General features: G+C 60.6%; 5 protein-coding genes. 4 read left to right on the forward strand and 1 reads right to left on the reverse strand.

Going from position 1 to position 4,804, the window contains the following annotated elements:
- On the reverse strand, nucleotides 1–190 hold a 190-nt coding region (locus OQK_RS31280; protein WP_238537175.1), incomplete at its 3' end, for a hypothetical protein.
- 118 nt (nucleotides 191–308) lie between these two features.
- Here OQK_RS31280 and OQK_RS13680 point away from each other — a divergent pair.
- The 4 genes from OQK_RS13680 to OQK_RS13695 form a co-directional block, all read left to right on the forward strand.
- On the forward strand, nucleotides 309–1,433 hold the full coding sequence (locus OQK_RS13680) for an ABC transporter ATP-binding protein (RefSeq protein ID WP_016772906.1): 1,125 nt from the start codon (nucleotides 309–311) through the stop codon (nucleotides 1,431–1,433).
- 48 nt (nucleotides 1,434–1,481) lie between these two features.
- On the forward strand, nucleotides 1,482–2,525 hold the full coding sequence (locus OQK_RS13685; RefSeq protein WP_016772907.1) for an ABC transporter substrate-binding protein: 1,044 nt from the start codon (nucleotides 1,482–1,484) through the stop codon (nucleotides 2,523–2,525).
- Between the two features lie 198 nt (nucleotides 2,526–2,723).
- Nucleotides 2,724–3,971: an ABC transporter permease gene (locus OQK_RS13690; protein ID WP_016772908.1), complete on the forward strand. Its 1,248-nt coding sequence runs from the start codon at nucleotides 2,724–2,726 to the stop codon at nucleotides 3,969–3,971.
- A gap of 12 nt (nucleotides 3,972–3,983) precedes the next feature.
- A partial coding sequence (locus OQK_RS13695) for an ABC transporter permease (protein WP_016772909.1) occupies nucleotides 3,984–4,804 on the forward strand: 821 nt, incomplete at its 3' end.

Genomic DNA, 4,804 nt, shown 5'->3' on the forward strand with positions numbered 1-4,804 from the left:
AGGGCATGTCAGTCACATAAATGTCGGCTGACCCACCGCTATCGCTGGCAAGCCAGCTCCCACAGGTTTCGTTGTTTAACCCTCGATTGTGGGCATATCCATTAGCGACAAGCGCTTTTGCCTGTTCTTGCCGCTTGCAGCTTGCCCCTTGCCGCTGCGCTTGCCCAAACGCGCCATCCTTGTAGGGCAATCCCTACACCCAACCTTCCACTGCGCTTAAGCGATTCTCTCCTGCGCCCCGATTTGCGTGGCCGCCGCCAGCCACTAGGCTTGATGAACAAGCAGTCATCAACAACAAAGGTGTGGGTATGAGCCAGGTCGATACAAGCGCAGGGACCAGTGATGTGCTGGTCAGCTTTCGTGGTGTGCAGAAGAGCTACGACGGCGAGAACCTGATCGTCAAAGACCTCAACCTGGACATTCGCAAGGGCGAATTCCTTACCCTGCTCGGGCCGTCCGGTTCCGGCAAGACCACCAGCCTGATGATGCTCGCCGGGTTCGAAACGCCGACCGCCGGTGAAATCCTCCTGTCCGGGCGTTCGATCAACAACGTGCCGCCGCACAAGCGCGATATCGGCATGGTGTTCCAGAACTACGCACTGTTCCCGCACATGACTGTCGCGGAGAACCTTGCTTTCCCGTTGACCGTGCGCGGCTTGAACAAAAGCGATGTCAGCGAGCGGGTGAAGAAAGTCCTCAGCATGGTTCAGCTCGATGCCTTCGCTTCGCGCTATCCGGCGCAGTTGTCCGGTGGTCAGCAGCAACGTGTGGCACTGGCCCGCGCGCTGGTGTTCGAGCCGCAACTGGTGCTGATGGACGAGCCGCTGGGCGCCCTCGACAAACAACTGCGTGAACACATGCAGATGGAGATCAAGCACCTGCACCAGCGCCTCGGCGTGACCGTGGTCTACGTAACCCACGATCAGGGTGAAGCACTGACCATGTCCGACCGCGTTGCCGTGTTCCATCAAGGCGAGATCCAGCAGATCGCGCCACCGCGCACGCTCTACGAAGAGCCGAAAAACACCTTTGTCGCCAACTTCATTGGCGAGAACAACCGCCTCAACGGCCGCCTGCTCAGCCAGAGTGGCGAGCGCTGCGTGGTCGAGTTGGGGCGTGGCGAAAAAGTCGAGGCGCTGGCCGTCAACGTTGGCCAGACCGGCGAACCGGTGACTCTGTCGATCCGTCCGGAGCGCGTCAGCCTCAACGGCTCGAGCGATCAATGCGTCAACCGCTTCTCAGGGAGGGTGGCGGAATTCATCTATCTGGGCGACCACGTCCGGGTGCGCCTGGAAGTCTGCGGCAAGACCGACTTCTTCGTGAAACAACCGATTGCCGAGCTCGATCCCGCGCTCGCTGTCGGCGACGTGGTTCCGCTTGGCTGGCAGGTCGAGCACGTTCGTGCGCTCGATCCGCTTTTAGAGGCGCACTAAGCGCCCCGGCAATACCAACACCAACCCTGCACGTGGAGAGAACAATAAATGTTGAGATCCCTGAAGTTCACCGCCCTGACTCTGGGCCTGATGGGTGCGACCGGCGCAATGGCCGCCGGCCCGGACTTGACCGTGGTGTCGTTTGGCGGGGCGAACAAGGCGGCGCAAGTCAAAGCCTTCTATGCACCGTGGGAAGCGGCGGGTAACGGCAAGATCGTTGCCGGCGAATACAACGGCGAAATGGCCAAGGTCAAGGCCATGGTCGACACCAAGAGCGTGTCGTGGGATCTGGTCGAAGTTGAATCGCCAGAGCTGTCCCGTGGTTGCGACGAAGACATGTTCGAACAACTCGACCCGGCGCTGTTCGGCAAGACCGAAGACTACGTCAAAGGCGCCATTCAGCCGTGCGGCGTAGGTTTCTTCGTTTGGTCGACCGTACTGGCGTACAACGCAGACAAGCTGAAAACCGCACCGACCAGCTGGGCGGATTTCTGGGACACCAAGAAATTCCCGGGCAAGCGTGGCCTGCGCAAAGGCGCCAAGTACACCCTCGAATTCGCGCTGATGGCCGATGGCGTGGCGCCGAAAGACGTCTACAAAGAGCTGGCGAGCAAGGGCGGCCAGGATCGCGCCTTCAAGAAACTCGATGAGCTCAAGCCAAGTATTCAGTGGTGGGAAGCCGGTGCACAGCCGCCGCAATACCTCGCTTCCGGTGACGTGGTGATGAGCTCGGCTTACAACGGTCGCATCGCGGCGGTGCAGAAAGAATCCAATCTGAAAGTGGTGTGGAACGGCGGCATCTACGATTTCGACGCCTGGGCTATCCCGAAAGGTCTGGACGCCAAGCGCGCGGAAGCGGCGAAGAAATTCATCGCCTTCTCGGTGCAGCCGCAGCAGCAGAAGACCTACTCGGAAAACATCGCCTACGGCCCGGCCAACACCCAAGCCGTGCCGCTGCTGGCCAAGGATGTCCTGAAAGACATGCCGACCACCCCGGAAAACATCGCCAACCAGGTGCAGATCGACGTCAGCTTCTGGGCTGATAACGGCGAGCAACTGGAACAGCGCTTCAATTCCTGGGCCGCCAAATAACCCAAGCATGCGGACCGATGGCTTTCCGGATGATCGTTCCCACGCTCTGCGTGGGAATGCCGCCCGGGACGCTCCGCGTCCCTGTGTGACGCAGAGCGTCACTGGATACATTCCCACGCAGAGCGTGGGAACGATCACTGGCAAAAGTTCGAGGTGGTTCGCCACCTCTGTAACGATCAAAGATTTGCGGAGTACGTCATGGCCATCGCCGTTCCCCTGAACGAGGGCGCCAGCCCCACCTTGAAGCAGAAGCTCAAGCACGCCGAGCGGGTCAACCGCTGGAAAGCCCAGGCACTGATTGCGCCGCTGGTGCTGTTTCTGCTGCTGGTGTTTCTGGTGCCGATCGTGGCGCTGCTCTATAAAAGCGTCGGCAACCCGGAAGTGGTTGGCGGCATGCCGCGCACTGTCACCGCCATCGCCAGTTGGGACGGTCGTGGTCTGCCGGCCGAGCCGGTGTACAAGGCTGCCAGCGAAGACCTCGCCGAAGCCCGCAAAAACCAGACGCTGGGCGATCTGTCCAAGCGCTTGAACATGGAGTTGGCCGGCTACCGCAGCCTGCTGACCAAAACCGCCCGGGCGCTGCCGTTCGCCAGCGAACCGGCCTCTTATAAAGAAGCGCTGGAAGCGCTCGACGAACGCTGGGGCGATCCGGCCTACTGGCAAGCGGTGAAACGCAACACCAGCAGCATCACTCCGTATTACCTGCTGGCGGCGGTCGATCACCGCATCGATGACCTCGGCGAACTGGCTCCAGCCACCCCGGATCAGGCGATCTACCTCGACATCTTCGCTCGCACGTTCTGGATGGGCCTGGTCATCACCGTGATCTGCCTGCTGCTCGCCTATCCACTGGCCTACCTGCTGGCGAACCTGCCTTCGCGGCAGAGCAACCTGCTGATGATACTGGTGCTGCTGCCGTTCTGGACTTCGATTCTGGTGCGGGTCGCAGCGTGGATCGTGCTGCTGCAATCCGGCGGTCTGATCAACAGTGCGCTGCTGGCCATGGGCATCATCGATAAACCGCTGGAACTGGTATTCAACCGCACCGGCGTTTACATCTCGATGGTGCACATCCTGCTGCCGTTCATGATTCTGCCGATCTACAGCGTGATGAAAGGCATCTCGCCGACCTACATGCGCGCTGCGATCTCCCTTGGCTGCCATCCGTTCGCCAGTTTCTGGCGGGTGTACTTCCCGCAGACCTACGCCGGTGTTGGCGCCGGCTGCCTGTTGGTGTTCATCCTTGCGATTGGCTACTACATCACCCCGGCGCTGCTCGGCAGCCCGAACGACCAAATGGTCAGCTACTTCGTCGCCTTCTACACCAACACCAGCATCAACTGGGGCATGGCCACTGCGCTCGGCGGGCTGCTGTTGCTGGCGACCGTGGTGCTTTATCTGATCTACAGCTGGCTGGTCGGCGCCAGTCGCCTGCGCCTGAGCTAAGGGGAATTTGCGATGCTGAGTCCTTACATGTCGCCCATCGAAAGGGTGTGGTTCTACAGCCTGCGGATTCTCTGCGGCCTGATCCTGCTGTTCCTGATCCTGCCGGTGCTGGTGATCATTCCGCTGTCGTTCAACTCGGGGAGTTTTCTGGTCTATCCGCTGCAGGGCTTCTCGCTGCAGTGGTACCACGACTTCTTCGCCTCGGCGGAATGGATGCGCGCGCTGAAGAACAGCATCATCGTCGCCCCGGCGGCAACGGTGCTGGCGATGATCTTCGGCACGCTGGCGGCGATCGGCCTGACCCGTGGCGACTTCCCTGGCAAGTCACTGGTGATGGCACTGGTGATTTCACCGATGGTGGTGCCGGTGGTGATCATCGGCGTGGCGAGTTATCTGTTCTTCGCGCCGCTGGGGCTGGGTAACAGCTTCTTCTCGCTGATCGTCGTGCATGCGGTATTGGGTGTGCCGTTTGTGATCATCACCGTGTCGGCGACGTTGCAGGGGTTTAATCACAACCTGGTGCGTGCTGCTGCGAGTCTCGGTGCATCGCCGCTGACTGCATTCCGCCGGGTGACCTTGCCGCTGATTGCGCCGGGAGTGATTTCCGGGGCGCTGTTTGCCTTTGCCACTTCTTTCGATGAAGTGGTGGTGACGCTGTTCCTTGCCGGACCCGAGCAGGCGACATTGCCTCGGCAGATGTTCAGCGGGATTCGCGAGAACCTGAGCCCGACGATTGCAGCGGCAGCGACGTTGCTGATTGCCTTCTCGGTGATCTTGCTGCTGACGCTGGAATGGCTGCGCGGGCGCAGCGAGAAACTGCGTACTGCGCAGGT

The organism is Pseudomonas sp. R62 (assembly GCF_000257605.1).
GTDB lineage: Bacteria > Pseudomonadota > Gammaproteobacteria > Pseudomonadales > Pseudomonadaceae > Aquipseudomonas > Aquipseudomonas atacamensis.

Bases quoted from the DNA above. Each gene is read 5' to 3' on its own strand.
- OQK_RS13690 (WP_016772908.1), top strand. From the start codon at position 2,724: ATGGCCATCGCCGTTCCCCTGAACGAGGGCGCCAGCCCCACCTTGAAG.
- OQK_RS13685 (WP_016772907.1), top strand. From the start codon at position 1,482: ATGTTGAGATCCCTGAAGTTCACCGCCCTGACTCTGGGCCTGATGGGT.
- OQK_RS13680 (WP_016772906.1), top strand. From the start codon at position 309: ATGAGCCAGGTCGATACAAGCGCAGGGACCAGTGATGTGCTGGTCAGC.